Source organism: Escherichia sp. E14V7, from assembly GCF_004212225.1.
Lineage (GTDB): Bacteria > Pseudomonadota > Gammaproteobacteria > Enterobacterales > Enterobacteriaceae > Escherichia.
In genome coordinates this window covers 45,777-71,679 of sequence record NZ_RHJJ01000006.1, presented here as the reverse complement: position 1 = coordinate 71,679, position 25,903 = coordinate 45,777, and the positions used below count along the sequence as shown (strand labels likewise).

General features: G+C 51.1%; 24 protein-coding genes. 9 read left to right on the top strand and 15 right to left on the bottom strand.

All coding sequences use genetic code 11. From position 1 onward, the window contains the following. Positions 1-85 precede the first annotated feature (85 nt). Entirely contained in the window at positions 86-409 is a 324-nt protein-coding gene (soxS, locus tag D9741_RS07290; protein ID WP_000019357.1) for a superoxide response transcriptional regulator SoxS, read from the top strand. Positions 410-411: 2 nt separating this feature from the next. Here soxS and D9741_RS07285 read toward each other — a convergent pair whose 3' ends face one another. Then, complete coding sequence (locus tag D9741_RS07285; protein WP_130218561.1) at positions 412-1,998, bottom strand: EAL domain-containing protein; 1,587 nt, start codon at positions 1,996-1,998, stop codon at positions 412-414. A gap of 439 nt (positions 1,999-2,437) precedes the next feature. Between D9741_RS07285 and D9741_RS07280 the strand changes: the two genes are divergently transcribed. Beyond that, the gene (locus tag D9741_RS07280; protein WP_130218563.1) at positions 2,438-2,719 is read left to right on the top strand and encodes a YjcB family protein; all 282 of its coding nucleotides are present in this window, start codon (positions 2,438-2,440) and stop codon (positions 2,717-2,719) included. A gap of 98 nt (positions 2,720-2,817) precedes the next feature. Here the strand turns inward: D9741_RS07280 and ssb1 are convergent, their stop codons facing one another. After that, a complete protein-coding gene (gene ssb1 / locus D9741_RS07275) occupies positions 2,818-3,354 on the bottom strand; it encodes a single-stranded DNA-binding protein SSB1 (protein WP_000168309.1) in 537 nt (178 codons plus the stop codon). A 252-nt stretch (positions 3,355-3,606) separates the two neighbouring features. On the opposite strand from ssb1, the gene uvrA reads away from it, so the two are divergent. Further along, a complete protein-coding gene (gene uvrA / locus D9741_RS07270) occupies positions 3,607-6,429 on the top strand; it encodes an excinuclease ABC subunit UvrA (RefSeq protein WP_130205822.1) in 2,823 nt (940 codons plus the stop codon). A gap of 207 nt (positions 6,430-6,636) precedes the next feature. On the opposite strand, the gene D9741_RS07265 is transcribed toward uvrA, so the two are convergent. The 7 genes from D9741_RS07265 to D9741_RS07235 all read right to left on the bottom strand — a co-directional run bounded on the left by D9741_RS07265 (position 6,637) and on the right by D9741_RS07235 (position 13,676). Next, positions 6,637-6,993 (bottom strand): MmcQ/YjbR family DNA-binding protein, encoded by a 357-nt coding sequence (locus D9741_RS07265; RefSeq protein WP_130218565.1) that lies wholly within the window; start codon positions 6,991-6,993, stop codon positions 6,637-6,639. A 3-nt stretch (positions 6,994-6,996) separates the two neighbouring features. Continuing rightward, the gene (locus D9741_RS07260; protein WP_130205818.1) at positions 6,997-7,413 is read right to left on the bottom strand and encodes a secondary thiamine-phosphate synthase enzyme YjbQ; all 417 of its coding nucleotides are present in this window, start codon (positions 7,411-7,413) and stop codon (positions 6,997-6,999) included. A 110-nt stretch (positions 7,414-7,523) separates the two neighbouring features. After that, complete coding sequence (gene aphA / locus D9741_RS07255; RefSeq protein WP_130205816.1) at positions 7,524-8,237, bottom strand: acid phosphatase AphA; 714 nt, start codon at positions 8,235-8,237, stop codon at positions 7,524-7,526. A 339-nt stretch (positions 8,238-8,576) separates the two neighbouring features. Beyond that, the gene (gene tyrB, locus D9741_RS07250) at positions 8,577-9,770 is read right to left on the bottom strand and encodes an aromatic amino acid transaminase (protein ID WP_130218567.1); all 1,194 of its coding nucleotides are present in this window, start codon (positions 9,768-9,770) and stop codon (positions 8,577-8,579) included. 253 nt (positions 9,771-10,023) lie between these two features. Further along, positions 10,024-11,103 carry an alanine racemase gene (gene alr, locus D9741_RS07245; protein ID WP_130218569.1) on the bottom strand — a complete coding sequence of 360 codons (1,080 nt, stop codon included), beginning with the start codon at positions 11,101-11,103 and terminating at the stop codon, positions 10,024-10,026. Between the two features lie 52 nt (positions 11,104-11,155). Further along, on the bottom strand, positions 11,156-12,571 hold the full coding sequence (gene dnaB / locus D9741_RS07240) for a replicative DNA helicase (RefSeq protein WP_130205810.1): 1,416 nt from the start codon (positions 12,569-12,571) through the stop codon (positions 11,156-11,158). Positions 12,572-12,641: 70 nt separating this feature from the next. Continuing rightward, positions 12,642-13,676: a LacI family DNA-binding transcriptional regulator gene (locus D9741_RS07235; RefSeq protein ID WP_130205808.1), complete on the bottom strand. Its 1,035-nt coding sequence runs from the start codon at positions 13,674-13,676 to the stop codon at positions 12,642-12,644. Positions 13,677-13,931: 255 nt separating this feature from the next. Between D9741_RS07235 and D9741_RS07230 the strand changes: the two genes are divergently transcribed. From D9741_RS07230 to D9741_RS07210, 5 genes are all read left to right on the top strand, one after another. After that, positions 13,932-15,503, top strand: coding sequence for a malonate decarboxylase subunit alpha (locus tag D9741_RS07230; protein ID WP_130218571.1), 1,572 nt, complete (start codon positions 13,932-13,934; stop codon positions 15,501-15,503). After that, on the top strand, positions 15,496-16,275 hold the full coding sequence (locus D9741_RS07225) for an enoyl-CoA hydratase/isomerase family protein (RefSeq protein WP_130218573.1): 780 nt from the start codon (positions 15,496-15,498) through the stop codon (positions 16,273-16,275). The genes D9741_RS07230 and D9741_RS07225 overlap by 8 nt, the downstream gene beginning before the upstream one ends. A 77-nt stretch (positions 16,276-16,352) precedes the next feature. Then, a complete protein-coding gene (locus tag D9741_RS07220) occupies positions 16,353-17,582 on the top strand; it encodes an Nramp family divalent metal transporter (protein WP_165383160.1) in 1,230 nt (409 codons plus the stop codon). Positions 17,583-17,592: 10 nt separating this feature from the next. Further along, the gene (locus D9741_RS07215; RefSeq protein ID WP_130218577.1) at positions 17,593-19,629 is read left to right on the top strand and encodes an FAD-binding protein; all 2,037 of its coding nucleotides are present in this window, start codon (positions 17,593-17,595) and stop codon (positions 19,627-19,629) included. 105 nt (positions 19,630-19,734) lie between these two features. Beyond that, complete coding sequence (locus D9741_RS07210; RefSeq protein WP_130218579.1) at positions 19,735-20,718, top strand: quinone oxidoreductase; 984 nt, start codon at positions 19,735-19,737, stop codon at positions 20,716-20,718. Positions 20,719-20,881: 163 nt separating this feature from the next. Here D9741_RS07210 and pspG read toward each other — a convergent pair whose 3' ends face one another. Both pspG and dusA read right to left on the bottom strand, forming a co-directional pair. Next, a complete protein-coding gene (gene pspG / locus D9741_RS07205) occupies positions 20,882-21,124 on the bottom strand; it encodes an envelope stress response protein PspG (RefSeq protein ID WP_000891404.1) in 243 nt (80 codons plus the stop codon). Positions 21,125-21,257: 133 nt separating this feature from the next. Further along, on the bottom strand, positions 21,258-22,253 hold the full coding sequence (gene dusA / locus D9741_RS07200) for a tRNA dihydrouridine(20/20a) synthase DusA (RefSeq protein WP_130218581.1): 996 nt from the start codon (positions 22,251-22,253) through the stop codon (positions 21,258-21,260). A gap of 155 nt (positions 22,254-22,408) precedes the next feature. Here dusA and zur point away from each other — a divergent pair, with 155 nt between their 5' ends. Beyond that, positions 22,409-22,924, top strand: a complete 516-nt coding sequence (gene zur, locus D9741_RS07195) for a zinc uptake transcriptional repressor Zur (protein ID WP_064525566.1) — start codon at positions 22,409-22,411, stop codon at positions 22,922-22,924. 41 nt (positions 22,925-22,965) lie between these two features. Here zur and D9741_RS07190 read toward each other — a convergent pair whose 3' ends face one another. The 4 genes from D9741_RS07190 to dgkA all read right to left on the bottom strand — a co-directional run bounded on the left by D9741_RS07190 (position 22,966) and on the right by dgkA (position 25,775). After that, the gene (locus D9741_RS07190; RefSeq protein ID WP_001030602.1) at positions 22,966-23,175 is read right to left on the bottom strand and encodes a CsbD family protein; all 210 of its coding nucleotides are present in this window, start codon (positions 23,173-23,175) and stop codon (positions 22,966-22,968) included. Between the two features lie 115 nt (positions 23,176-23,290). Next, positions 23,291-24,616, bottom strand: a complete 1,326-nt coding sequence (gene dinF / locus D9741_RS07185) for an MATE family efflux transporter DinF (RefSeq protein WP_130218583.1) — start codon at positions 24,614-24,616, stop codon at positions 23,291-23,293. Between the two features lie 72 nt (positions 24,617-24,688). After that, positions 24,689-25,297, bottom strand: coding sequence for a transcriptional repressor LexA (gene lexA, locus D9741_RS07180; RefSeq protein WP_064525560.1), 609 nt, complete (start codon positions 25,295-25,297; stop codon positions 24,689-24,691). A 109-nt stretch (positions 25,298-25,406) separates the two neighbouring features. Continuing rightward, complete coding sequence (gene dgkA / locus D9741_RS07175) at positions 25,407-25,775, bottom strand: diacylglycerol kinase (protein WP_000002907.1); 369 nt, start codon at positions 25,773-25,775, stop codon at positions 25,407-25,409. Positions 25,776-25,903: the final 128 nt, after the last annotated feature.

The following is a 25,903-nucleotide window of genomic DNA, read 5'->3' as shown; positions in this document are numbered from 1 at the left end:
AAATCGCTTTACCTCAAGTTAACTTGAGGAATTATACTCCCCAACAGATGAATTAACGAACTGAACACTGAAAAGAGGCAGCTTTATGTCCCATCAGAAAATTATTCAGGATCTTATCGCATGGATTGACGAGCATATTGACCAGCCACTGAACATTGATGTCGTCGCAAAAAAATCAGGTTATTCAAAGTGGTACTTACAGCGGATGTTCCGCACGGTAACGCATCAGACACTTGGTGATTACATTCGTCAACGCCGCCTGTTACTGGCTGCCGTTGAGTTGCGCACCACCGAGCGCCCTATTTTTGATATCGCAATGGATCTTGGGTATGTTTCGCAGCAGACCTTTTCCCGCGTTTTCCGTCGGCAGTTTGATCGCACTCCCAGCGATTATCGCCACCGTATCTAGAATTATTGCCCGCACATTAACTCATGTGCGGGTAATTTCCCTGTCCATTCCATAAACATTTGCGGCGGCATCGCCTTTGCAAAATACCAGCCCTGGCAATAACGCACGCCGCGTTTGCGCAGCCAATTAACCTGCTCCGACGTTTCTACCCCTTCCGCTATCGTTTTTAGCCCCAGACTGTGCGCCAGTTCAATGATGTGTTCCGCAATCAAATGGCTGGTTTTGTGCGTGGTCAGCGTCTCAACAAACGATTTATCGATTTTCAAAATATCGATATTCAATGAATTAAGGTTGTGTAAGTTGGAGTAGCCAATACCGAAGTCATCAATCGCAACTTCATAACCGGCCTGACGGAAAGCATGAATAATCGGCGTCATTTTGGTGACATCAAGAAACGCATGTTCAGTGACTTCAAATTTAATTTGCTGCGGACGCACCGCGTATTGCTCTATTTTCTGATTGGTTCGCGCAATTAAACGCGATGTATGAAAGTCGGAGGCCGACAGGTTAATAGAAACATAGCGATCGGCATGTGTTGCCAGATACGCCCCCAGATCGCTGAATACATTATCAATAACATAATCAGTGACTAACTCAATCATCCCCTCTTTTTCCGCCAATGGGATAAACTCTGCCGGACTCATCACTTGCCCCTGGCCACCAGGCCAACGTAGCAACGCTTCAGCGCCAATACATTTTTCTGTTTTGATATCGATAATTGGCTGGTAATAAAGACAAAGCTGTCTTTTTTCGAGGGCGCGTTGCAATTTGCGTTTGGGTGACTGGTACTCCTGGCTAATCCGCAACCAGAGTAACAGTAGTACCAGACTGCAAAAAATACCTGCGGGCAAAGCAAAGATAAGATGATTATAAAAATGAGCGATAAGACGTTTATTTGAAGTGGCAACAATGGCCGCTATTGGGCGTTTTGTTGAATGTACCATTGCATACAAATGACCATTTCGTTGCACCGTTAAATCATTCAGATGAATTAACGGAGTAAACGTTTCAGCCGAGGCCTGGTTGCTTAACGAAAAAAAGGTTTTCGTCACCGTATCATACACGCCCCATTGCAGCGTCGGATCGTCAGATATCACCTCGCTCCAGAATAAAGGATTGATGACCGCCACATAATTACCCCGCTGCATATAAGTCATTTTATAACCGGAGAAAAAAGGGGTATCGCGGTAATAATAGATAGAAATGTCAGGGTCACGCTTATAATCCGCGGGGGCAATTATATACCCGTCAGCGGGAGCGATAAGCGAAGAACATAAAAAACGGTTATCCTGGGCATATATCAGTTCATTGATATAAAGATAGCCACGAATAATATTCAACATTCGCTTCTGATGATCCGGAGTACAAACTTGCCCCTGATAGCGTTCCGCTTCATCGCTCGCTGAATCTGCCTGTTGAATGACCAGTTCGGATTTATCCAGCGCCAGTTGGGCAAAGACACGAAGCTGATTGTTCACTTCTGATTTTGCCCAAATGAAGGCAATCCATAGTGACAGGATGATGGGAAGAAGTGCTACAAAGATAATGCCCGGCAACGCCAGCAACTTGTGTCGTGCACGATGACTCATTTCTATCAATTCCCTGTCTGGTTATAGCTGGTCATTGCAAGGTGAAAACCCTGGCCACCGACGACGTTAGATAAATCTTACGGTATAAATAGCACTTTTGCCTGATTTGAAATTGATACCTTTATAATCGTTGTTTTAATAAAAATAACACGCTGATATCAAAAAGAATTTACTAAAAAATGCGGGTCAGTCAGGAATGTACGATATTTTGTATTTCCACGACGCCACTGAAAAACCACAAAATAAGCACGCTAATAAAAATAGTGACTCTATCTGGCTAACAAACAACCAATTGTGATATAGTTCACAAAAATAATGAAACATACTAATTGTTTCATTTTGGTATTCTGTAAGCCCCATGATAGCCAGAGTGCATCACGCCTCCCGTGAACAACACCGTGCTGTCCAGGGCATCGGTTATTTTCAGAGGAAATGTTCGATGGCTACCCTCACCACTGGCGTGGTTCTTCTTCGCTGGCAGCTTCTTAGCGCCGTACTGATGTTTCTGGCAAGTACGCTCAACATCCGTTTTCGGCGGTCTGATTACGTAGGGCTCGCGGTGATAAGTAGTGGCCTGGGCGTTGTTTCCGCCTGCTGGTTCGCGATGGGACTGCTCGGAATCACCATGATGGATATTGCCGCAATCTGGCACAATATTGAGTCGGTAATAGTGGAAGCCACAAATCAGGCACCGCCACAATGGCCGATGATCTTGGTGTGATATGCAGAAGCCTCCATTATGGAGGCTTCTTTTTTATCCCTGGCAGATGCGTTAATCACCTACCTTAAAACAATATAATCTATTGTTTTAAAACAAAATCAGAATGGGATATCGTCATCGAAATCCATCGGCGGCTCGTTAGACGGCGCTGCCGGAGCGGACTGCTGCGGGCGAGACTGCGCGCCGCCGCTGAACTGATTGCCACCCTGCGGCTGCTGAGGCTGGCCCCAACCGCCCTGCGGCTGACCGCCACCGACGTTACCGCCAGCCGGAGCGCCACCGCCCTGACGACCCCCCAGCATCTGCATGGTGCCGCCAACGTTCACCACCACTTCCGTGGTGTAGCGATCCTGACCGGATTGATCGGTCCATTTGCGGGTACGCAGCTGACCTTCGATATAAACCTGGGAACCTTTACGCAGATATTCGCTGGCCACTTCAGCCAGTTTGCCGAACAGCACAACGCGGTGCCATTCAGTCTGCTCTTTCATCTCGCCGGTCGCTTTATCACGCCAGGATTCGGAAGTAGCCAGCGTAATGTTGGCAACTGCGCCACCATTTGGCATGTAGCGTACTTCCGGGTCCTGACCCAGATTACCAACGAGAATAACCTTGTTTACGCCTCTGCTGGCCATGTTCATGTCTCCTGAAAAAAAACGTTCTAATAAGTGTAAACGCGCGATTGTAGCATTACCAATAGCGGTTTTACTATGTTGTGACCTCGGTTCCGCTAAACAATTCTGGTCAAACATTGTTACATAGCGCTCTGGGTTTTGCATTCCAACACTGTATATTCATTCAGGTCATTCTGTGTCATAATTAACCGTTTGTGATCGCCGGTAGCACCATGCCACCGGGCAAAAAAGCGTTTAATCCGGGAAAGGTGAATGGATAAGATCGAAGTTCGGGGCGCCCGCACCCATAATCTCAAAAACATCAACCTCGTTATCCCCCGCGACAAACTCATTGTCGTGACCGGGCTTTCGGGTTCTGGCAAATCCTCGCTCGCTTTCGACACCTTATATGCCGAAGGGCAGCGTCGTTACGTTGAATCCCTTTCCGCCTACGCGCGGCAATTTCTGTCACTGATGGAAAAGCCGGATGTCGACCATATTGAGGGGCTTTCACCCGCCATCTCCATTGAACAGAAATCGACGTCTCATAACCCACGTTCCACGGTGGGGACAATCACCGAAATCCACGACTATTTGCGTCTGCTGTACGCTCGCGTCGGTGAGCCGCGCTGCCCGGACCACGATGTTCCGCTGGCGGCGCAAACCGTCAGCCAGATGGTGGATAACGTGCTGTCGCAGCCGGAAGGTAAACGTCTGATGCTGCTGGCGCCGATTATTAAAGAGCGCAAAGGCGAACACACGAAAACGCTGGAGAATCTGGCAAGTCAGGGCTACATCCGTGCACGCATAGATGGCGAAGTCTGCGATCTTTCCGATCCCCCGAAACTGGAACTGCAAAAGAAACACACCATTGAAGTGGTTATTGATCGTTTCAAAGTACGCGACGATCTCACCCAACGTCTGGCTGAGTCGTTTGAAACGGCGCTGGAGCTTTCTGGTGGTACCGCGGTCGTCGCTGATATGGACGATCCAAAAGCGGAAGAACTGCTTTTCTCCGCCAACTTCGCCTGTCCGATTTGCGGCTACAGTATGCGTGAACTGGAACCGCGTCTGTTTTCGTTTAACAACCCGGCGGGGGCCTGCCCGACCTGTGACGGCCTCGGCGTACAGCAATATTTCGATCCTGACCGTGTGATCCAAAACCCGGAACTGTCGCTGGCAGGTGGTGCGATCCGTGGCTGGGATCGCCGCAACTTCTATTACTTCCAGATGCTGAAATCGTTGGCAGATCACTATAAGTTCGACGTCGAAGCACCGTGGGGCAGCCTGAGCGCGAACGTGCATAAAGTGGTGCTGTACGGTTCTGGCAAAGAAAACATCGAATTCAAATACATGAACGATCGTGGCGATACCTCCATTCGTCGTCATCCGTTCGAAGGCGTGCTGCACAATATGGAGCGCCGTTATAAAGAGACGGAATCCAGCGCGGTACGCGAAGAGTTAGCCAAGTTTATCAGCAATCGCCCGTGTACCAGCTGCGACGGAACACGTCTGCGTCGGGAAGCGCGCCACGTGTATGTCGAGAATACGCCGCTGCCTGCTATCTCCGACATGAGCATTGGTCATGCGATGGAGTTTTTCAACAATCTCAAACTCGCTGGTCAGCGGGCGAAGATTGCGGAAAAAATCCTCAAAGAGATTGGCGATCGTCTGAAATTCCTCGTTAACGTCGGCCTGAATTACCTGACACTTTCCCGCTCGGCAGAAACACTTTCCGGCGGTGAAGCCCAGCGTATCCGTCTGGCGAGCCAGATTGGCGCGGGCCTGGTTGGTGTGATGTACGTGCTGGACGAACCGTCTATCGGCCTGCACCAGCGCGATAACGAACGCCTGCTGGGTACACTTATCCATCTGCGCGATCTCGGTAATACCGTGATTGTGGTGGAGCACGATGAAGACGCGATTCGCGCCGCTGACCATGTGATCGACATTGGCCCGGGCGCTGGTGTACACGGTGGTGAAGTGGTCGCGGAAGGTCCGCTGGAAGCGATTATGGCGGTGCCGGAGTCGTTGACCGGGCAGTACATGAGCGGCAAACGCAAGATTGAAGTGCCGAAGAAACGCGTTCCGGCGGATCCAGAAAAAGTGTTGAAGCTGACAGGCGCGCGTGGCAACAACCTGAAAGACGTAACGCTGACACTGCCAGTCGGTCTGTTTACCTGCATTACAGGTGTTTCAGGTTCCGGTAAATCGACGCTGATTAACGACACACTGTTCCCGATTGCCCAACGTCAGTTGAATGGTGCGACCATCGCCGAACCGGCACCGTATCGCGATATTCAGGGACTCGAGCATTTCGATAAAGTCATCGATATCGACCAAAGCCCGATTGGTCGTACTCCGCGTTCTAACCCGGCGACCTATACCGGCGTGTTTACGCCTGTACGTGAACTGTTTGCGGGCGTACCGGAATCCCGCGCGCGCGGTTATACGCCAGGACGTTTCAGCTTTAACGTCCGTGGCGGTCGTTGCGAAGCCTGTCAGGGCGATGGCGTGATCAAAGTGGAGATGCACTTCCTGCCGGATATTTACGTACCGTGCGACCAGTGCAAAGGTAAACGCTATAACCGTGAAACGCTGGAGATTAAGTACAAAGGCAAAACCATCCACGAAGTGTTGGATATGACCATCGAAGAAGCGCGTGAGTTCTTCGATGCCGTACCGGCGCTGGCGCGTAAGCTGCAAACGTTGATGGACGTTGGCCTGACGTATATCCGCCTCGGGCAGTCCGCAACCACGCTTTCCGGCGGTGAAGCCCAGCGCGTGAAGCTGGCGCGTGAGCTGTCAAAACGCGGCACCGGGCAGACGCTGTATATTCTCGACGAGCCGACTACCGGCCTGCACTTCGCCGATATTCAGCAACTGCTCGACGTGCTGCATAAACTGCGCGATCAGGGCAACACCATTGTGGTTATTGAGCACAATCTCGACGTGATCAAAACCGCTGACTGGATTGTCGACCTGGGACCAGAAGGCGGTAGCGGTGGCGGCGAGATCCTCGTCTCCGGTACGCCAGAAACCGTCGCGGAGTGCGAAGCATCACACACGGCACGCTTCCTCAAGCCGATGCTGTAATCGTTAAGGCCGCTTTCTGAGCGGCCTCAGATTATTGACAAAGTGCGCTTTGTTCTTGCCGGATGCGGTGTGAACGCCTTATCCGACCTACATAAACATGCAATTTCAATATATTGCAGGGATTACGTAGGCCTGATAAGCGTAGCGCATCAGGCAATTTTGCGTTTGTCATCATTCTCAGGCCGCTTGCTGAACGGTCTTTTCCTTTCAGAGTTGCACCAGCAATTTACGTTTTTCTTCCGGCAGCAAATTCACCGCCTGCTGATACGACGCATCGACCAGATAATAGATTTGCGAATCCGGCAACGAGCCGTCGAGATATACGGTGCTCCAGTGCGCTTTGTTCAGATGCCGACTGGGACGAACATCGCTATGCTGCTGTCGCAAAAGCTCGGCCAGCGCAGGGCTGGTTTTCAGCGAAACCGCTGGGCGATTTTCCACTTCTTTCACCATCGCAAACAGCACATCTTCCACTTTGATTTGCGTTGCTTTCCAGTCACTATGCACACTCTGTTCTGCGCCTGGTTTTGCCATGCAATATTGTAGCAACTCCGAAATGGTCATTTTTTACTCCCCTTGTAGTGTCGCGATAATGCGACGCGAACCGCCGTGGATGCGATGTTCCCCAAGCCATATTCCCTGCCAGGTGCCGGTCTGAATACGCCCCTGATGCACTGGCAATACGAGCGATACCCCCAGCATCGAGGATTTGATATGAGAAGGCATATCGTCTGCCCCTTCATAGTCATGCTCATAGTTTCCGTTGTCGGGAACGGTGCGGAGGAAAAAACGCTCCATGTCATAGCGTACTGTGGGGTCGCAATTCTCATTAAGTGTCAGAGAGGCGGAAGTGTGTTGCAGCAACAGGTGCAGTAAACCGACATTAACTCGCGGCATATCAGCTAGTTGAGTCAGGATTTCATCCGTTACCAAATGAAACCCACGAGATTTAGCGCTAAGCGTGAGCGTCTTTTGAAACCACATGTGCTGCTCCTTGATAAAACTCTCTTAATCAGTTTGCAGCAAGACAGCGAAAGGATAAAGGTGTGATTAAAAAAACAGCATTCGGGAGAGTCAGGCGCTCTCCCGACTTATCAGTATTCTGAATTGATGATCACCTCTTCATCGAATGCACCCGCTTGTGGCAAGGGTTTGTAGGTAGAGTTAGAGGCTCGTAGAATGCGGATGCCACGGATGCCAACATCACGCGCAGCGGTAATATCGTTATCGGAATCACCATAAAAAATTCGGATATTTTTATCCTGTAGCCACTGCGTTTTTGTATTTTGTCCTGCTTTATCGCCCGCAAAAATCACCGGGTTCATACTGGTTGCAGGAATGTGAAAGTCATCAGCCAGCGTTTTTGACACTGTTTCAGTTTTCGTAGGGCTACGACCTGTCACAAAGAAAATGGTGTCGCCACGGCGGACATGCATATCAATTAGCTGACGCGCGACCTCTTTTGGAATACTGAATTCATCCCAACCGTTGTTCATCTTTTCCCAGAATGCCGGGTTTTTTAGATAATCTTCGCTTTCTGGCGAGAACGTTTTTTTGCCGCGCCAGAATCCAGGGCTGGAAAACAGAACAGTGTCATCAATATCAAACCCAACTGCCATCTGTGGGCGCCCTGCAAGACTGTTTTCAATTTGGGCGACTGAAACCCAATGAATTGGCGCCTGTTCAGCGAGTTTGGCTACGTTAGTACCCGGATTAAGCGGTGAAGGTGATGAGGCCAGGGCAACAGCGGAACTGTTTAGAGCGAACAATAAGCAAACGGCACTCAATGCCTGTGTGATCTTGCGCATATTTTTCCCTAAATAGTCAGTAAGTTAAAACTTTTTATTGTGAGATTTGTTGAAAAAACCATCTGACCATAACGCCAGCAGCGGGGGAAAGAAAGGATTATCTGCGGTTTTGTTAGAGAAAGGGAGCAGGATCACATGAGAGAAGTTCGTGTTTTTTAATAGCTTAATGTCTATCCATGGAGTAGGTATATCTATTTAGTCCGTGGTTAATATCGCTTACCAGAAGTGAGCGGCTTTATATGAGGGGCAGAATATTTCCTTCTCTCTATTCTCAATGATACTAATCATATCAACAAGTTAAAATTGAGCAGGCGGCTGTTCAACCACCTGCTAACGACATTACATCACGGCTGCAAACGCCTTCGCCACGCGATGCACATTTTGCGCATTAAGTCCGGCAACACACATGCGGCCGCTGGCAATCAGGTAAACACCAAACTCTTCACGCAGTCGGTCAACCTGAGCAGCGCTTAAACCGGTATAGCTGAACATGCCGCGCTGCTTAAGCAAATAATCAAAATTGCGTTCTGGCATCTCTTTACTCAATACCTTCACCAGTTCCTGACGCATCGCCAGAATACGGGTACGCATTTCTTCCACTTCTGCCAGCCAGCTAGCTTTTAACGCCGCATCATTCAGCACCGTAGCCACCACCTGCGCACCAAAATTTGGCGGGCTGGAGTAGTTACGACGTACTGTTGCTTTCAACTGCCCCAGTACGCGGCCTGCGGCTTCGGCATCTTCACACACCACAGAAAGACCGCCAACACGCTCGCCGTAAAGGGAGAAAATTTTCGAGAATGAATTGCTCACCAGAGCAGGTAATCCGGCGCTGGCGATCGCGCGAATGGCATAGGCATCTTCTTCCATACCGGCACCAAATCCTTGATAGGCAATATCGAGGAATGGGATAAGCTCGCGTGCTTTGAGAATTTCAATCACCGCATCCCACTGGTCGTTGGTGAGATCGGCGCCCGTTGGGTTATGGCAGCACGGATGCAGCAGCACAATGCTGCGGGCAGGTAATGTTTTCAGCGTCGCCAACAGGTCATTAAAACGCACGCCGTTGGTTGCTTCGTCATACCAGGGGTAAGTACTCACTTCAAATCCAGCCCCCGCGAATATTGCCACATGGTTTTCCCAGGTGGGATCGCTGACCCAGACGCCTGATTCCGGGAAGTAGCGTTTCAGGAAGTCAGCGCCTACTTTTAATGCCCCCGAACCACCGAGCGTCTGAATGGTCGCCACACGCTGTTGTTGTAGCACCGGATGGTCAGCGCCAAACAGCAGCGGCGAAATGGCATGGCGATAGCTGTTCAGCCCTTCCATCGGTAAATAAAGCGAAGCGCCATGAGGTTGTGCATTCAGACGCGCTTCCGCTTCCGCGACAGCTTTTAGTTGCGGAATAATCCCGTCTTCGTTGTAGTACAGACCGATACTCAAATTCACTTTGTCGCTGCGAGTGTCTTCTTTAAAACGCTCCATAAGCGAAAGAATCGGGTCGCCAGCATAGGCGTCAACTTTTTGAAACACGCGATGGTTCTCCAGGTTTACGGGCAGGTGGTTAAAACACAATAAACCGGAAGATGGCGAAGATCGAGAGGATGTTCAGCGACGAACGGCAATTAACCAGAGGGTAAGACTGATGACAAACGCAAAACCACCAGAAGCATGACGTTTATCAGGCCTATGCGAGAATATCAATTTATTGAATTTACAAGATATTACGTGCCGGATAAGGCATTCACGCCGCATCCGGCACAGACAATCAACTATTACAGAACGATTAATCCACGTATTTCATCGCGACCCTTGACGTCAGGCGCGTGATAAGTTCGTAAGCACTCACTTTTGTTATTTCTGCGATACGCTCTACGGGCAAACCTTCACCCCATAAAATGACCTGGTCCCCGGCTTTATCCTGCGCCTGTGGACCTAAATCTACGCAGATCATATCCATCGCCACGCGACCAACAATCGGCACTTCACGACCATTAACCAGCACTGGCGTACCGGACGGCGCGGCGCGCGGGTAGCCATCGCCATAGCCCATCGCCACCACACCAAGGCGGGTATCGCGCTCGCTAATCCAGGTGCCGCCATAGCCTACCGGTTCACCCGCTTTATGCTCACGCACGGCAATCAGGCTGGAGGTCAGAGACATCACTGGCTGGCAACCGAAATCAGCACCGGTGGAGCCATCTTCCAGCGGTGACACGCCGTAAAGAATGATGCCCGGGCGCACCCAATCAAAATGCGACTGCGGCCATAACAAAATTCCACCCGATGCGGCGATTGAACGCTTGCCGGGTTTGCCTTCGCAAAAGGTATTGAAGATATCGAGTTGTTTCTCAGTCGCGCCGCATTTTGGCTCATCAGCGCGAGCAAAGTGGCTGACAATATTCACCGGCTGACGGACGTTTTTACATTGCGTAAGACGTTGATAAAACGCCTCAGCTTGTTCCGGTAAAACGCCCAGTCGGTGCATACCGGTGTCGAGTTTCATCCAGACGGTAACTGGCTCCTCCAGACTGGCCTCTTCCAGAGCAGCAAGCTGTTCTTCGTTATGCACGGCGGTATGCAGATGTTCAGCGGAGATCGTCGGCAGATCGTCTGCTTCAAAAAAGCCTTCCAGTAACAATATAGGTTGCGTGATGCCCCCTGCTCTAAGCCGCAGGGCTTCTTCGAGACGGGCTACGCCAAAGGCGTCGGCATCAGGAAGCGTTCGCGCGGTTTCAAGAAGACCGTGACCATAAGCGTTCGCTTTCACCACCGCAACCAGTTTACTGGCGGGGGCCAGTTCACGCAGACGTTGCAAGTTGTGTCGCAGAGCGCGGCGGTTAATCACTACAGTTGCCGCTTGCATTTGTATTCCTTGATAAGTGTTTGCTTTAATTACCTAATACATAAAATAATTATTATTCGTCATCGTACTGCGGCCCCGCGTAGTTGTCGAAGCGCGACCATTGACCGTTAAAGGTCAGGCGTACCGTCCCGATTGGGCCGTTACGTTGTTTACCGATAATAATTTCCGCGATGCCTTTCAAATCACTGTTCTCGTGATAAACCTCATCACGATAGATAAACATGATCAAGTCCGCATCCTGCTCGATGGAGCCGGATTCACGCAAGTCGGAGTTGACCGGACGTTTGTCGGCACGTTGTTCCAGAGAACGGTTCAACTGGGACAGGGCCACCACCGGCACATTCAGTTCTTTTGCCAGCGCTTTCAGCGAGCGGGAGATTTCCGCAATTTCCAGCGTACGGTTGTCGGAAAGTGACGGCACACGCATCAGCTGCAGGTAGTCGATCATGATAAGCCCGATACCGCCGTGCTCACGGGCAATACGACGCGCGCGCGAGCGCACTTCCGTTGGCGTCAGACCGGAGGAGTCATCAATATAGATGTTACGTTTCTCGAGCAAAATGCCCATCGTGCCGGAAATACGCGCCCAGTCTTCATCATCCAGCTGCCCGGTACGGATTTTGGTCTGGTCGACGCGCGACAGCGATGCCAGAGAACGCATCATAATCTGTTCCGATGGCATCTCCAGTGAGAAGATAAGCACCGGTTTATCCTGCAACATCGCCGCATTTTCGACGAGGTTCATCGCAAATGTCGTTTTACCCATCGACGGACGCGCCGCGACGATAATCAAGTCCGACGGCTGCAAACCGGCGGTTTTTTTGTTGAGATCGTCATAGCCGGTGTTTACCCCGGTGACGCCATCGTGCGGCTGCTGGAACAGTTGCTCAATACGCGCCACGGTAGCGTCGAGCACATCGGCGATGTTCTTCGGCCCTTCGTCTTTATTGGCACGACTTTCGGCAATTTTAAAGACGCGGGATTCAGCAAGGTCCAGCAAGTCTTCACTGGTGCGCCCTTGCGGATCAAAACCGGCTTCGGCAATCTCGTTAGCAACTGAGATCATCTCACGGACAACAGCACGTTCCCGCACGATGTCAGCATAAGCGCTGATGTTCGCCGCACTTGGCGTATTTTTTGACAGCTCTGCCAGATAAGCGAAACCACCGACGCTATCAAGTTGCCCCTGGCGCTCCAGCGATTCCGCCAGAGTTATCAGGTCTATCGGGCTACCACCTTCCTGCAAACGCGCCATTTCGGTAAAGATATGGCGGTGCGGACGGGTGTAGAAATCGTCTGCCACGACACGCTCGGCCACATCGTCCCAGCGTTCGTTATCCAGCATTAAACCGCCCAACACCGACTGCTCCGCTTCGATCGAGTGCGGAGGCACTTTCAGCCCGGCAACTTGTGGATCGCGTTCGCGAAGCTCAGCCTGCTGTTTGTTGAAGGGTTTATTTCCAGCCATAGTGAATGGAGTTACCTGCTGTTAAAAAGGGATAGAGAGTATAGCGAGAAACAGTTTCTCGCTACAGCATTTAACGCCCCCGTCTTCCGGTAGAAGCGCGAATTTGCAGGGTTGGGCGATAGACGTAATGGCTGAGCGGTGCGTCTGGCTGCGCAATACGCCGTAAAATTTGCTGCGCCGCCTGTTTCCCCAGAGCCAATGGTTCTACCGCAATTGTGGTTAACGGCGGGTTACTGTAAGCACAAGCCGCCACGCCATCATTACCAATCAACGAAATATCTTCCCCGGCAAATAATCCTCTTTCGCCCAGTGCCGACTCCGCGCCAAAAGCCATTAAATCGTTATAACAAATCACCGCTGTGGGTGGCGAAGGCATATCCAACAGTTGTTGCATCAACTGGTAACCGTTGGCCTGAGTCGGTTCAGCGCGCAGCGAAAAAGCATCAGTGCTCCACGGCTGTAAATCATGATGGTTCATCGCCTCCAGGTATCCCTGATAACGCATATGGTGCGTAAGTCCCCCAATAAACACGATGTCTCTGTGCCCTTGTTGAATGAGATATTCCGTAGCTTCCCGGACGCCTGCGTGGCTGTCCACACCAACGTAATCGACGGGCAATTGTTGCCAGTCCAGAGGGCGCATTGTGATTAATAAGGGTGTGGAACTGTTGGCATAACGCTGTAAATCGGCTTCTGAGGTGCTGTTTACTGGACAGAGGACAATGCCCGCAACGTGGTGTTCCAGCAAGGTATCAAGTACCTGTTTTTGCCGATCGCTACGCTGGGAGGTATTGGACATTACGGTGATAAAACCGTGCTCCGCCAGCGTGATCTCAAGGCCCATTGTAAATTCAGCGAAAAAAGGGTTGGTCAAATCATCAATCACCACGCCGATAGTCAGCGATTTTTGCGAACGCAGATTGGCAGCAAAACGGTTATAGACATAGCCTAACTGCTCAATGGCTTGCTGGACTTTTTGTTGCGTCTCTTTTTTGATAAGCGGACTGTCGTTGAGTACCAGCGACACGGTCGATTTCGAAACGCCAGCCGCACGTGCAACATCGGTTAATGTTACCCGCTTTCTTCCTGTATCCGACTTCGCCATGACTACTCCAAACCCCCATAAGATCAAGGCATTTACTTTATCATAATCTCCTTTTACTCATGTGATCCGTTAACGCCATGGATCGCAGGAGATCGTCGTTTCGATCACAGATTCATACTTCCCTTGTTGTATTTTTTGCACGCCAATCGTACAAATTACGCATAAATTAGATCGTTCCAATTAATTTATAATCACTATTATGTTGTTTTACATTGATATTTTTAATTATTTTTATATCGAAATAAGGAAATTATTATGTGCTCTGTACGCACGATCACTGCATCGGAAGCTGCAGATTTGATTGCTGATGGCGCAGTTGTCACCGTCTCCTCCTCCAGTGGAATGGGGTGTCCGGATGCCGTGCTGGCAGCAATAGGTGAACGCTTTCAACGTGCCGGACATCCGCAAAACATCACCAGCATCCACCCTATCGCCGCAGGTGATATGTATGGCGTAAAAGGCATCGATCATCTGGCGCAATCGGGTTTACTGGCAAAAGTGATCGCTGGCTCCTACCCCTCCGGGCCATCATCAATGACGCCTCCGTTAATCTGGCAAATGATCAATGACAACGCGATCCCCGCCTGGAATCTGCCTTCCGGGATCTTATTTGATATGCACCGGGAAGCGGCGGCTCATCGTCCTGGCGTGCTGACACAAACAGGCATGGATACCTATGTAGATCCCCTGTTGCAGGGCGGCGCAATGAATGAAAAAGCGGCGCAACAATCTCTGGTTGAACGTGTTCGATTTGCTAACGACGACTGGCTGTTTTTCCCCAGCATCGTGCCCCAGGTGGCGATCATTCGCGCTACCACTGCCGATGAACGCGGCAACCTGACTTATGAACATGAAGGGGCTTATCTTGGGCCACTGGAACAGGCCACAGCTGTTCGCAATAACGGTGGCATCGTAATTGCGCAGGTAAAACGGCAGGTTGCCGCCGGAAGTCTGAAACCAAAAGAGGTGCGTATTCCGGGTGTACTGGTGGATTACATCGTGATTGCGCCGGAACAAACACAAACCACGCAAACACAATACGAACCTGCCATTTCCGGCGAAATCAGTCGTCCGCTGTCCGCCTTTCGTTATATGGAACATGGCCCGGCGCGGGTTATTGCCCAGCGAGTCGCGCAAGAACTACAAAGTGGAGATGCGGTAAATATTGGCTTTGGTATTTCAGCCAATGTACCGCGTATTTTACTGGAACAAGGTCGCCACGGTGATGTCACCTGGCTGCTGGAACAGGGCGCAATTGGCGGAGTTCCACTGCTGGAATTTCAGTTCGGCTGCGCCTCTAATGCAGAAGCATTTTTGCCCTCTCCCCAGCAGTTTACCTATTTCCAGGGCGGGGGTTTTGATCTCACTCTGATGTCATTTTTACAAATCGGCGCAGATGGTTCAGTAAACGTCTCGCATCTGCCTGCCCGTCCACATGTCACTGCCGGATGCGGTGGGTTTATTGATATCACTTCACATGCGAAGCGAATTATTTTCTCTGGCTTTTTCAATGCAGGTGCACAACTGCAACTGGAAGAGGGTCAACTGCGCATCATTAAAGAAGGCAAAGCCAAAAAACTGGTACAGGACGTCGCCCACGTGACGTTCTCCGGCAAACGCGCAATAAGACTCGGGCAACAAGTGCAGTACATCACTGAACGCTGCGTTCTGGAATTAACACCAGACGGGCTACTGGTCACAGAAATTGCCCCAGGTATTGATCCTGAACGCGACATTCTCGCCCAAAGCGATGCCCCACTCCGTCTGGCGGACGATCTCAAGCTAATGAATCCCCACTATTTTCAACAAGGACGTCACCATGAATAACGGCACTATTGACCTCCAGCGCAACGGTTTCATTGCCACTCTGGTGATTAATCGTCCGGCGAAACTCAACGCATTAACCCCGGAGATGCTTGAACAGCTGCTGACACATTGCCACACGCTTGAAACGGATTCGGAGATCCGCGTGGTTCTGCTGACCAGCGCCAGTGAAAAAGCGTTTTGTGTCGGTGCGGATATTCATCGCTGGACCTCTCTTTCTGCACTCGATATGTGGCGCAACTGGATCCGCCGCGGTCATCAGGCATTTGACGCTCTGGCACAACTGCCACAACCCGTAATCGCCCTGGTGCACGGACTGGCTTATGGCGGTGGTCTGGAACTGGCTGCTACCGCCGATATCCGTATTTGTAGCGCCGAGGCTCGGATGGCGCTACCAGAAACCGGACTGGCGACAGTGCCTGGCTGGTCAGGAACGCAGCGGCTGACGGCACTGCTTGGGCGCTCACTGGTGAAAGAACTGGTATTTACCGGCGAACCACTAGATGCACAGCGTGCGCTGTCCTGCGGGCTGGTGAATCGTGTTGTCGCCAGGGAAGCGTTACACGACGCAGGCCTGCAACTGGCACAACGTATCGCCCAACGTGCTCCGGTTGCTGTGCAGATCGCCAAGCAAGTTATCGATGCCGGAGAAGGTATTGCTGTGGCCTCGACGCTTGAAGCGCTTGCTGGCGCTTTTTCCTCCACTACTGAAGATGCTCGTGAAGGAAGTCAGGCATTCGCCGAGAAGCGTCAACCACAATTTCAGGCACGCTGAAAGCCTCTTACAAGGAAAGAAAGATAATGAATATGACAACCTCTGTTCCCCAAACGCCTTCTTTATTTCGGCGAATAATGACAAAACTCGCAGCCTTTGCACCCGGCATCTTTCTTATTGGCTACAGCATCGGGACAGGCAGTATCACCACTATGGCGAAAGCGGGTGCAAACTATGGCGTCTCGCTGATGTGGGCGGTGGCGCTTTCTTGTATCGTTACCTGGTTTTTAATCCGTATTTATGGTCGTTATGCTTCCGTCACAGGTGAACGCGCGTTGACTGCATTTCGTCGCCATATCCATCCTGGCGTTGCTATGTTGTTTCTGATCGGGTTAACCGTTGCCGTGAGTGGTTCCATTATGGGGGTAATGGGCATTCTGGCGGATGTAATGGCAACATGGTCCACGACCTGGTTTAGTGGCGGTATCTCAGCACTCGCCTGGGCTATCGCGATGGTCATTATGATTAACGTGATGCTCTGGACCAACAGCAACGCCGGGTTCGACAAAATCCTCTCCGCGCTGGTTGGCATTATGGGGCTGGCGTTTGTGATTAATTTTTTCATTATGATGCCGCCGGTCGCAGATCTGCTGGCCGGATTTATTCCGTCAGTTCCCGATCCTGTCGCTGGCGATAACAGTACGCCATTTCTGATAATTTCTGGCATGGTGGGAACCACCGTAGCGCCAGCAATGTTTCTTATGCGCACGACTCTGGTAAAAAGTAATGGTTGGGGTGTGGACAATCTGCCTCATCAAAATCGTGATGCCATTGTCAGTGCAGGAATGATGTTCATCATCAGTGCGGCGGTGATGGCTGCGGCTGCGGGTACGTTGTATCAAACTGGCACAGGTTTAAATAACGCCTCGCAAATGGTCATTATTCTCGAACCTATTGCTGGCTCGGCTGCCGTGGGACTATTTGTTATTGGTATTGTTGCTGCCGGGCTTTCCAGTCAGTTCCCGAATTTACTGTTAACGCCCTGGCTGCTGGCTGACTGGCGTGATACCAGCAACGAAGTTAGCCCAGGTTACCGTATCCTGATGACGGTTATGTCTCTGCTTTGTCTGGTTGTGCCGCTGTTCCACGCACGCCCGGTATTGGTGATGATTGCCAGCCAGGCCTTTAACGCCATTATTCTGCCGCTGACTGTTTTATGTATGTTCTGGCTGGCGAACAAGCCTTCGTTAATGGGCGAATATCGTTGCTCACGCTGGGAAAACGTCATGTTTGTTGCCATAAGCGCATTTACGCTAATCATGGGCTATATGGCAATGAGCGGCTTAATCGAAAGTCTGATGAAATAGGTGGGACGCAATGATTGACGAAACGCTAACGGCGCTCACTGATATCAAAATGCCCCATTACTCACCGCTGGCTCAAGCCAGCGGTAGTATCGACCTTAACGGCGCCATTTTACCTGAGTACCGCTGCAACACGCTGGTGCTAGGCAGTGGTGCTGCCGGATGGCGAGCTGCCGTCGAGCTGAAACGGCAAAATATCGATGTAATGGTAGCCTCCAGCAAAGCCTTCTGGGGCACTTCCGCCTGTTCTGGTTCTGATAAACAAACTCTCCACACCGCCAATACCCGTGCAAATGGTGACCATTTTCTGGCATTAAGTGACACTCTGGCGGCGGGCGGTTCGATGGATCATGACACTGCCTATGTTGAAGCCGTCGGCTCAGTGAACACCTGTGAAGTACTGAAATATCTGGGTCTGGATCTGCCAGAAGATCTCTTTGGCGCAACGTTGCGTTATCAAACCGATCACGATGAGTTCGGTCGCGCCACCAGTTGCGGCCCACGAACTTCTCGCCTGATGGTTAAAGTTCTGGCTCTGGAGGCAATGCGCCTTAATATTCCTCTGCGCGATCACACAACGGCGATTCGTATCCTGACCCGCGGTGAAGGAGAAAACAGACGAGTCGTAGGGGTGATCGCTATCGATAAAGCCTGTCGGGATAATCCCTGGCGAATGATAGTAATTCGCTGCCAACATCTGGTTTTAGCCACGGGCGGGCCAGGTGAACTTTATCGTGACAGTGTCTATCCGGTGAATTGTTTTAGTGCGTTGGGCATGGCGTTGGAAGCAGGTATAAGCCTGGTGAATCTTACGGAGAGTCAGTTTGGTATCGGTACACCGCGCAGCCAATTTCCGTGGAATCTTTCCGGTACTTACATGCAAGCGATGCCGCGCATCTACTCGCAGGACCACTCCGGACGTCAGTATAATTTTCTGGCAGCTTATTACCCCACGACTCGTATGCTGGCCTCCGCGATATTTCGCAAAGGTTACCAGTGGCCGTTTCACGCGGAACGAATGCTGGAATATGGCTCCAGCCTGCTGGATGTCGCGGTGTATGAGGAGACACAAAAAGGGCGCGATGTTTTCCTCGATTTTCTGCGGGAACCCGAACCCGCAGCGGACGGAACGCCATTCAACCTGCGAGAGCTGGATGATGATGTCATCGACTATCTGCAACAAAATCACGCCTTGCTGGCGCAACCGCTGGCGCGATTAACACAGATGAATCCTCAGGCTATTCGCTTGTATCAGATGCATGGTTATGATCTCACAGCCTCACCGCTAAAATTTACGCTAAATAATCAACATCTTAATGGCGGAATTGATGTTGATATTTGGGGGCGTACATCGCTAACTGGTTGTTATGCTGCCGGAGAAAATGCCGGAACACATGGTGTGACGCGTCCTGGTGGGTCGGCGCTCAATGCCGGGCAAGTTTTCGCCCGCCGCTGTGCATTGCATATTGCTCATCAGAAAAGTCAGGACCTCCCTCTCGAGAGGCAACAAATTCTCAGCACGATTAATGAGGCGCAACAGTTCCTGAATCAGGGGCTGCTGCGCGACGACGTGCGAGAAACGATACAAAATACCATGAGCCACCATGCTGCAATTTTGTGTCATACGCAGGGGATCAACACTGCCGCGCAAACCATAGCAACACTTTGTGAAGATATTCGCCGGGAAGGCATTCAAAGCGATGAAAACAGCCTCGCCCAATCTTTCCAGTGGCGGCAAAGTGCGCAACTGGCGCTGGCTGTACTGCGCTCTTTACAATGCTATATCGAAAATGGTGGCGGGAGTCGTGGCGCCAGGGCTGTCTATGATGGCGAAGCCGGTATCGCACCGCAAACGCCAGGTGGGCCACTCCTGACCTGGCGTTTTCGACCAGAAAATCAGGATGCCCGGCAATACATGATTTGTGTTTGTCTGGAAGCTAATGATTGCCATGCCTGGATTCGCTTGTGCCGTGAGCGGGGCGTATCAACGCTAACCAACTTTGAGCGCCAGTGGCAAAACTGGATTGCGGCGACGCTGTTTCAATACTGACCAGAGATATTCCGGGTTGTGACCACAGCCCGGAAAAAATCCCCGCGCGGCCCGGCGACTACTGTTAGGCTTAAAACAGATATGTCGCTCAGTAAAGGAGTTTAAATGGCAACACGCATCGAATTTCACAAGCACGGTGGCCCGGAAGTTCTGCAAGCCGTGGAGTTTACTCCTGTCGATCCGGCAGAGAATGAAATCCAGGTCGAAAATAAAGCCATTGGCATTAATTTTATCGACACGTATATCCGCAGCGGCCTTTATCCGCCGCCATCGCTACCCAGCGGATTAGGCACAGAAGCGGCTGGCATAGTGAGCAAAGTCGGCAGCGGCGTGAAGCATATTAAAGCAGGCGATCGCGTGGTTTATGCGCAGTCAACGTTAGGGGCTTACAGTTCTGTGCATAACGTCAATGCCGATAAAGCCGCAATTCTGCCCGCGGCGATCTCTTTTGAGCAAGCCGCCGCATCATTCCTGAAAGGCTTAACGGTTTATTATCTGCTACGCAAAACGTATGAAATCAAACCTGACGAACAGTTCCTGTTCCACGCGGCTGCTGGCGGCGTTGGCTTAATTGCCTGTCAGTGGGCAAAAGCCTTAGGGGCAAAACTTATTGGCACCGTCGGCAGCGCGCAAAAAGCGCAAAGTGCATTAAAAGCGGGTGCATGGCAGGTGATTAACTATCGCGACGAAAATCTGGTCGAACGATTAAAAGAGATCACCGACGGCAAGAAAGTGCGCGTGGTATACGATTCCGTGGGCAGAGACACCTGGGAACGGTCGCTGGATTGCCTGCAACGTCGCGGCTTAATGGTCAGTTTTGGCAACTCATCAGGCGCAGTGACGGGTGTGAACTTAGGCATTCTCAATCAGAAAGGCTCGCTGTATGTGACACGCCCTTCCCTGCAAGGCTATATCACTACGCGTGATGAGTTAACCGAAGCCAGTAATGAACTGTTTTCTTTGATTGCCAGCGGGGTAATTAAAGTGGATGTCGCAGAACATCAGAAATACCCGCTGAAGGATGCGCGGCGTGCGCATGAGATTCTGGAAAGCCGGGCGACGCAGGGTTCCAGCTTACTGATTCCATAAAGAAATTGGGCTTCCACCTGGGAAGCCCTTTCTTTTATAGTTCGGCTGTATGTAGGGTACAGCTCGATGAATTTGTTTGACGCGCAATAGTGACAGATTTGATTATCAATTCCTATTTTGTTCTAAGGATAAAACCTGAGGTTGTGATCATCCGCACAATCCCTTAGTAACGCCAGCGGTCATAACGCTGATATTTCGGCACTTTTGGCGCTTTAATCGCCTTGATCACCCACACTACCGCAATCGCCAACAGCAGCCACGGCAGCAGCTTAATCATCAATGCCAGCATACCGCCGAGGAACATAATGGCCGTCGCCACAACCAGCGCAGCGATAATGCCCAGCAATGAAACGCCAGTGACCATCAACATGACAAAAAAGCCAATCACAAAAAGTAGTTCCAGCATGATGTTCTCCCAAAAATGAAATCTCTTGCTGGCTTTACAAGAATCATGCCAGAAATAACATATTGATTTATCAACAAAACGCCCCGCGTCGAAGCGCAGGGCGTGGTGAATTTGACTACTTTGTGGTGAAAAATTAACGCTTATCAGCCACCAGTTTGAGCGCATGTTCCAACACGTTAATGTCAGCGCCTGCTTTATGGGCATTTTCACTTAAATACCGCCGCCACTGACGCGCGCCGGGAATCCCCTGGAACAGCCCCAGCATATGCCGGGTGATATGGCCCAGATAAGTTCCCTGGCTGAGTTCACGCTCAATGTACGGGTACATGGCGCGCACCACTGCCACCGGGTCGGCATCGGTATCCGAGGAACCAAAAATCTCACGATCCACCGCCGCCAGAATGCCTGGGTTTTGATACGCTTCACGCCCGACCATCACTCCATCCATATGTTGCAAATGCGCTTTAGCCTCTTCCAGCGACTTGATACCACCGTTAATTGACATAGCCAGATGCGGGAAATCACGCTTCAGTTGATAGACACGCGGGTAATCGAGCGGCGGGATCTCACGGTTTTCTTTCGGACTTAAACCAGAAAGCCAGGCTTTGCGCGCATGGATAATAAACATCTCGCATTCGCCTTTGCCGGAAACAGTGTCGATAAAATCACAGAGAAATTCATAGCTATCCTGGTCGTCAATGCCAATACGCGTTTTCACCGTCACTGGAATCGACACGACGTCGCGCATCGCTTTTACGCAGTCAGCCACCAGTTGCGCATTCCCCATCAGGCACGCGCCAAACATGCCGTTCTGTACCCGGTCTGACGGGCAGCCGACATTCAGGTTGATCTCATCATATCCGCGCGTTTCTGCCAGCTTCGCACACTGCGCCAGCGCCGCCGGATCGCTACCGCCCAACTGTAACGCCACCGGATGCTCTTCTTCACTGTATGCCAGGTAATCACCTTTACCGTGAATAATCGCCCCTGTGGTCACCATTTCGGTATAGAGCAACGTATTGCGGGAAAGCAGACGCAGGAAATAACGGCAGTGTCTGTCCGTCCAGTCGAGCATAGGAGCAATAGAGAAACGGTATGCGGGATAAGCGGTTTGTGATTCTGCTGACATGGCGATTTTTTAAGCATCTGGTGAATTGGGGGCGCTACTATAGCATAACGAATATGCGATCAGGCAATGTGGCAGCTTCGATGCCCGGTTGTCGGCGTTTAAGTGAGAATTATGGTAAAGTAAGGACATTCTTAACCCCACTTTCGAGGTGCACAATGGAAAAGACCACAACGCAGGAGTTATTGGCGCAGGCTGAAAAACTCTGCGCGCAGCGTAATGTGCGCCTGACACCGCAACGTCTCGAAGTGCTGCGCCTGATGAGCCTGCAAGAAGGGGCTATCAGCGCCTACGATCTACTTGATTTGCTGCGCGAAGCCGAGCCGCAAGCCAAGCCGCCGACGGTTTATCGCGCGCTCGATTTTCTGCTTGAACAAGGTTTTGTGCATAAGGTGGAATCCACCAACAGCTATGTGCTCTGTCATCTGTTCGACCAGCCCACCCATACTTCAGCCATGTTTATTTGCGATCGCTGCGGCGCAGTGAAAGAAGAGTGTGCGGAAGGTGTGGAAGACATCATGCATACGCTGGCGGCAAAAATGGGTTTTGCCCTGCGGCATAATGTGATTGAAGCACATGGACTCTGTGCGGCATGTGTGGAAGTTGAAGCGTGTCGTCATCCTGAACAGTGCCATCATGACCACTCTCTTCAGGTGAAAAAGAAACCTCGCTAAGAGGGCGTACATCCTTGTACACATCGGGCAGGAGGGATCAATTACCAACGGTAATCATGGCGTTTTTCCCAGCTATCAACCTCTTTTTCTGCCTGATCTTTCTGGTAACCGTAACGTTCCTGGATTTTACCCACTAACTGGTCACGCTTACCTTCAATGACCGTCATATCATCATCGGTCAGTTTGCCCCATTGCTCTTTCACTTTACCTTTGAACTGTTTCCAGTTACCGCCGACTTCGTCTTTATTCATATTCAAATCCTCATCGTTAGGTGGTGAATGAGTGTACGCTCACTTTTCTTCTGAACGTGGGATTAAGTGTAGTCAGGAATTTGGCTTAGGATTATTTATTCAGAACTTTTAACCGTCATGTTGCTGAAAACCAGGTTCCATTACGCCAGTGACGACGCCAGATAACCGCCAGTGAAAGCCCGCGCAGCGCCAGAAAGACGGTTAACGCCAGCCATAAACCATGGTTACCCAACCACGGCAACGTCAGTAGCGTCAAAGCGAACCCTGCTGCTGCGACTGCCATACTATTGCGCATTTCGGCAGCGCGCGTTGCGCCAATAAACATACCATCCAGCAGATAACACCAGACTCCTACCAGCGGTAAAATAACCTGCCAGATTAGGTAGCGATCGGCCAGATTCTGGATCTGCGTTAACGACGTTAGCAACGCGATGATATGTTCACCCGCCAGCAAATAAACCACCGAAAACAACAATGCCACGATCCCCGACTGGCGGCACGCTGCGCGCCAGACATCCAGTAACTGGCTACCGTCGCGCGCACCATACGCCTGACCGGAGTGGGCTTCAACCGCGTAGGCAAAACCATCCAGCGCATAGGCTGTAAAGGTGAGTAACGTCATCAGGACTGCGTTGACGGCGATAATATCGCTCCCCAGTCGCGCGCCAAGCACGGTGATCGCGCCGAAACAGAGTTGCAACAACAGCGAGCGCAGCATGATATCGCGGTTAAGCGCCAGCAAGCGACGGAAGTTTCCTCGCCAGGCAGTTTTCAGCATTTCGCCGGAGATGCCACGTAGTTTGAGGATTTTACGCACCATTAGCAGACCAATCAGCAATGTTGCATATTCCGCAATAACCGTCGCCAGCGCCGCGCCCTGCACGTTCATATGCAGCCCCATCACCAGCCAGACATCCAGCACAATGTTGAGGATATTGCCAACCACTAACAAAATCACTGGCGCGCGGGCATATTGCACGCCGAGCAACCAGCCGAGCAGCACCAGATTCGCCAGCGACGCCGGTGCGCTTAACCAGCGGATTGCAAGAAAGCGCCGCGCCTGTTCCAGAACCGCTTCGCTACCACCAACAATATGCAGCGCCAGCTCGATAATCGGCGTACGCAGTAACGCAATCAACGCTCCGGCCCCCAGAGCCAACAGCAACGGCTGCACCAGCGCACGCGCTAATGCCTGAGGATTTTTGGCACCATAAGCCTGTGCAGTAAGCCCGGTAGTGCTCATACGCAAAAACAGCAACAGCATAAAGAGAAAACTGGTCGCCGTTGCGCCAACCGCCACGCCGCCCAGATAAACCGGACTATCAAGATGACCAATGACCGCCGTATCAACCAGTCCCAGCAAGGGAACGGTGATATTGGAGAAAATCATGGGTAAAGCCAGATGCCAGAGTGCTTTATCAGATGAAGTGAGGAATGCCATGCAGACAAGCCTGATGAAGAGAGATTAAAAACAAACCGCGATGCCAGGCGGCATCGCGGTATCAGAGATAGATTACAGCCAGTCGCCGTTGCGAATAACACCAACCGCCAGCCCTTCAATGCTGAAGCTCTGCTGACGAAGGTCAACGACAATGGGTTTAAACTCGCTATTTTCTGGCAGAAGTTCGACTTTATTACCCTGTTTTTTCAGACGCTTAACGGTAACTTCGTCATCTATACGCGCGACAACGACCTGACCATTACGCACATCCTGGGTTTTATGCACTGCCAGCAAGTCGCCGTCCATAATGCCGATATCTTTCATCGACATCCCACTGACGCGCAGCAGGAAATCGGCATTCGGTTTGAACAGGGAAGGATCGACCTGATAATGACCTTCAATATGCTGCTGCGCCAGAAGCGGTTCACCGGCAGCCACACGGCCCACCAACGGTAACCCTTCTTCCTCTTCCTGCAACAGACGAATCCCGCGCGATGCGCCGGAAACAATTTCAATAACGCCTTTGCGTGCCAGCGCCTTCAGATGCTCTTCTGCCGCATTTGGGGAACGGAACCCCAAACGCTGCGCGATTTCCGCACGCGTCGGCGGCATACCTGTCTGGCTGATGTGATCACGGATGAGATCAAACACCTCTTGTTGCCTGGCCGTTAACGCTTTCATTCCGCCCCCTGGGTGTATATACAGTTATGCTGTGAGTATATACAGCAAAAGGTGATTTTGGAACCATAAACTACACAATAAACCAGAGATTTATCGAATTCTGGAAGGGTTATCCAAAATGCGACCATAACAGAATGCACCAGGTAATCACGGCGACGATAATGGCGATCAGCACCGCGGCAGAGCCCATATCTTTCGCCCGCCCGGAAAGCTCATGGTATTCAGAGCCAATACGGTCAACCACCGCTTCGATGGCACTATTGAGAATTTCCACAATCATCACCAGCATGACAGAACTAATAAGCAATACTCGGGTTATTGCATCCACATCCAGCCAACAGGCAATAACCACTGCCAACAATACCGCGACACCTTCCTGACGGAATGCCGCTTCGTTGATCCATGCGGCACGTAAACCTTTCCAGGAATAGCCAGCAGCTTTGATAATTCGGGTGAATCCAGTGGTATTATTGGCCATCGAAAGAACCTTTTTACATTATGAGCGTCAATATCAGTGTACCGTTGAATCCGAAGATTACGGTTAGCGTAACGTCGCGCAAAACATGAGCGGATACCACAGAATTTCCCATGACTTTCTGCTATCCT

What these genes read in the sequence shown, in the direction of transcription:
- D9741_RS07235 (WP_130205808.1), bottom strand. Translation starts at nt 13,676, where the DNA reads ATGGCGAAGTCGGATACAGGAAGAAAGCGGGTAACATTAACCGATGTT.
- dnaB (WP_130205810.1), bottom strand. Translation starts at nt 12,571, where the DNA reads ATGGCTGGAAATAAACCCTTCAACAAACAGCAGGCTGAGCTTCGCGAA.
- zur (WP_064525566.1), top strand. Translation starts at nt 22,409, where the DNA reads ATGGAAAAGACCACAACGCAGGAGTTATTGGCGCAGGCTGAAAAACTC.
- alr (WP_130218569.1), bottom strand. Translation starts at nt 11,103, where the DNA reads ATGCAAGCGGCAACTGTAGTGATTAACCGCCGCGCTCTGCGACACAAC.
- dgkA (WP_000002907.1), bottom strand. Translation starts at nt 25,775, where the DNA reads ATGGCCAATAATACCACTGGATTCACCCGAATTATCAAAGCTGCTGGC.
- ssb1 (WP_000168309.1), bottom strand. Translation starts at nt 3,354, where the DNA reads ATGGCCAGCAGAGGCGTAAACAAGGTTATTCTCGTTGGTAATCTGGGT.
- pspG (WP_000891404.1), bottom strand. Translation starts at nt 21,124, where the DNA reads ATGCTGGAACTACTTTTTGTGATTGGCTTTTTTGTCATGTTGATGGTC.
- D9741_RS07260 (WP_130205818.1), bottom strand. Translation starts at nt 7,413, where the DNA reads ATGTGGTTTCAAAAGACGCTCACGCTTAGCGCTAAATCTCGTGGGTTT.
- D9741_RS07190 (WP_001030602.1), bottom strand. Translation starts at nt 23,175, where the DNA reads ATGAATAAAGACGAAGTCGGCGGTAACTGGAAACAGTTCAAAGGTAAA.
- D9741_RS07210 (WP_130218579.1), top strand. Translation starts at nt 19,735, where the DNA reads ATGGCAACACGCATCGAATTTCACAAGCACGGTGGCCCGGAAGTTCTG.
- D9741_RS07220 (WP_165383160.1), top strand. Translation starts at nt 16,353, where the DNA reads ATGACAAAACTCGCAGCCTTTGCACCCGGCATCTTTCTTATTGGCTAC.
- D9741_RS07225 (WP_130218573.1), top strand. Translation starts at nt 15,496, where the DNA reads ATGAATAACGGCACTATTGACCTCCAGCGCAACGGTTTCATTGCCACT.
- D9741_RS07265 (WP_130218565.1), bottom strand. Translation starts at nt 6,993, where the DNA reads ATGACCATTTCGGAGTTGCTACAATATTGCATGGCAAAACCAGGCGCA.
- D9741_RS07230 (WP_130218571.1), top strand. Translation starts at nt 13,932, where the DNA reads ATGTGCTCTGTACGCACGATCACTGCATCGGAAGCTGCAGATTTGATT.
- dusA (WP_130218581.1), bottom strand. Translation starts at nt 22,253, where the DNA reads ATGTCAGCAGAATCACAAACCGCTTATCCCGCATACCGTTTCTCTATT.
- D9741_RS07280 (WP_130218563.1), top strand. Translation starts at nt 2,438, where the DNA reads ATGGCTACCCTCACCACTGGCGTGGTTCTTCTTCGCTGGCAGCTTCTT.
- soxS (WP_000019357.1), top strand. Translation starts at nt 86, where the DNA reads ATGTCCCATCAGAAAATTATTCAGGATCTTATCGCATGGATTGACGAG.
- uvrA (WP_130205822.1), top strand. Translation starts at nt 3,607, where the DNA reads ATGGATAAGATCGAAGTTCGGGGCGCCCGCACCCATAATCTCAAAAAC.
- lexA (WP_064525560.1), bottom strand. Translation starts at nt 25,297, where the DNA reads ATGAAAGCGTTAACGGCCAGGCAACAAGAGGTGTTTGATCTCATCCGT.
- D9741_RS07285 (WP_130218561.1), bottom strand. Translation starts at nt 1,998, where the DNA reads ATGAGTCATCGTGCACGACACAAGTTGCTGGCGTTGCCGGGCATTATC.
- dinF (WP_130218583.1), bottom strand. Translation starts at nt 24,616, where the DNA reads ATGGCATTCCTCACTTCATCTGATAAAGCACTCTGGCATCTGGCTTTA.
- D9741_RS07215 (WP_130218577.1), top strand. Translation starts at nt 17,593, where the DNA reads ATGATTGACGAAACGCTAACGGCGCTCACTGATATCAAAATGCCCCAT.
- aphA (WP_130205816.1), bottom strand. Translation starts at nt 8,237, where the DNA reads ATGCGCAAGATCACACAGGCATTGAGTGCCGTTTGCTTATTGTTCGCT.